Origin of the sequence: Geodermatophilus africanus (assembly GCF_900107105.1) — a bacterium.
Lineage (GTDB): Bacteria > Actinomycetota > Actinomycetes > Mycobacteriales > Geodermatophilaceae > Geodermatophilus > Geodermatophilus africanus.
Map to the genome: position 1 here is coordinate 1 of NZ_FNOT01000048.1, position 2,049 is coordinate 2,049.

Annotated in this window: 1 protein-coding gene and 1 pseudogene; both read left to right on the forward strand. The window is 72.9% G+C overall.

Annotated elements, in window-relative coordinates; all coding sequences use genetic code 11:
• A pseudogene (locus BLW63_RS25915) lies at positions 1–363 on the forward strand (methyl-accepting chemotaxis protein); the annotation flags it as partial.
• Positions 364–673: 310 nt separating this feature from the next.
• On the forward strand, positions 674–2,049 hold a 1,376-nt coding region (locus BLW63_RS25920), incomplete at its 3' end, for a HAMP domain-containing methyl-accepting chemotaxis protein (RefSeq protein WP_091162518.1).

The following is a 2,049-nucleotide window of genomic DNA, read 5'->3' on the forward strand; positions in this document are numbered from 1 at the left end:
GAGCTGGCGCAGGAGACGGCCAAGGCCACCGAGGACATCGCCCGGCGAGTGCAGACCATCCAGGGCGACACCGGTGCGGCAGTGGAGGCGATCGCCGAGATCAGCGCGATCGTCGCGCAGATCTCCGACCGGCAGACCACCATCGCCAGCGCGGTGGAGGAGCAGACGGCCACGACCCACGAGATGAGCCGGTCGGTGGGCGAGGCCGCCCAGGGCTCGGGTCAGATCGCCAGCAACATCACCGGGGTCTCGGCGGCGGCGGACTCCACGACCCGGGCGCTGGCGCAGACCCGCACCGCCGTCGGCGAGCTCTCCCGCATGGCCGAGGACCTGCGCACCTCGGTGTCCCGCTTCACCTACTAGCGAGGCGGTAGCGTCCATTCTCGACGGGCGGCGATCGAACCACTCCGATCGCCGCCCGTCGCTTTCTCGGCCCATTCCTCCCGACTCGCGGAGCGGCCGCCGGTCACCGAGTCGACACTCCGTGAACGGTCACCGCACTGTTTTTCCCGGGCATGCACGACGCGCCGGGAAGTGCATGACGTCCAGGCAGATCGCACGCCACTCTTCTGGCGTCGCCATTGCAGCCCCGTGCAGTGACGGACCCCCGGTCGGCACCGCCCGGTTCACCTCCCCATCGGCCCGCCGCGGCCCCCGCTCGAGGAGCACACCCATGTCCCAGTCCGCCCCCGGCAGCCCGACGCCCGCCGGCGCGCAGCAGCGCGCCTGGTGGGGCGACCTCGGCGTCCGCACCAAGACCCTGGTCGGCGTGGTCGTCACCGCGCTGGTCGCCGTCCTCGTCGGCCTCATGGGCCTGTCGGCCCTCGGCACCGCGGCCGACCGCACGCAGCTCATGCACGACAGCAACATCGCCGGCCTCGAGGCCGTCGCGGAGATGCAGACCGCGATCGGCGGGGTGCGGCAGTCCTCCCGGGACGCGCTGATTGCGCCGACCCCGGAGCTGACGCAGGAGGCGCTGGCGACGCTCGAGGAGCGGCTGGCGGAGTTCCGGACGGCCGTCGACCACTACGGCGCGTCGCAGCCGTCGGCGGAGAAGGCGGCCCTGGTCGCCGAGGCCGCCGGTGCGTTCGACCAGTACGAGGTCGTGATCCACCAGGTGCTGGCCCCGCTGGCCGCCGCCAGTGATGTCACCGGCTGGTACACGGCGAACCAGGCGCAGGCCGCCCCGCTGGCGAGCGAGGCCCAGGCCATGCTGGAGGAGGTCCACGACAAGGAGGTCGCCGAGGCGGACGCCGCGGCGGCGGAGGCGCGCGAGTCGTACGAGAGCCAGCGCACGCAGGCGGTCGTCGTCCTGGCCGTCGGCATCGTCCTGGCCGTCGGCACCGGGCTCTTCGTGGCCCGTGGCATGGCTCGTGACGTCAGCCGGGTCAAGGACGTGGCCGAGGCGCTCGCCACTGGCGACCTCACCCGGAGCAGTGGCCTGACCACCCGTGACGAGCTCGGTCAGATGGGGCTGGCTCTCGACGTCGCGGTCGACCAGATGCGTGCCGTGCTCTCCTCGGTGGCCTCGTCGGCCGACGCGGTGGCGGCCAGCTCGGAGGAGCTGTCGGCGTCCTCGGCGCAGATCTCCGCGTCGGCGGAGGAGACCTCGGCGCAGTCCGGTGTGGTGGCCGGCGCGGCCGAGGAGGTCAGCCGGAACGTGCAGACCGTCGCTGCCGGTGCTGAGCAGATGGGCGCCTCGATCCGGGAGATCGCCAGCAACGCCGCCGAGGCCTCCGACGTCGCGGCGCGGGCGGTGACGGCGGCGGAGACGACCACGGCGACGGTGGCGAAGCTGGGGGAGTCCTCGGCGGAGATCGGCAACGTGGTGAAGGTGATCACGAGCATCGCTGAGCAGACGAACCTGCTGGCGCTGAACGCCACCATCGAGGCGGCCCGCGCCGGGGAGGCCGGCAAGGGCTTCGCGGTGGTGGCCAACGAGGTCAAGGAGCTCGCGCAGGAGACGGCCAAGGCCACCGAGGACATCGCCCGCCGGGTGCAGGCCATCCAGGGCGACACCACCGCCGCGGTGGCCGCGATCGGGGAGAT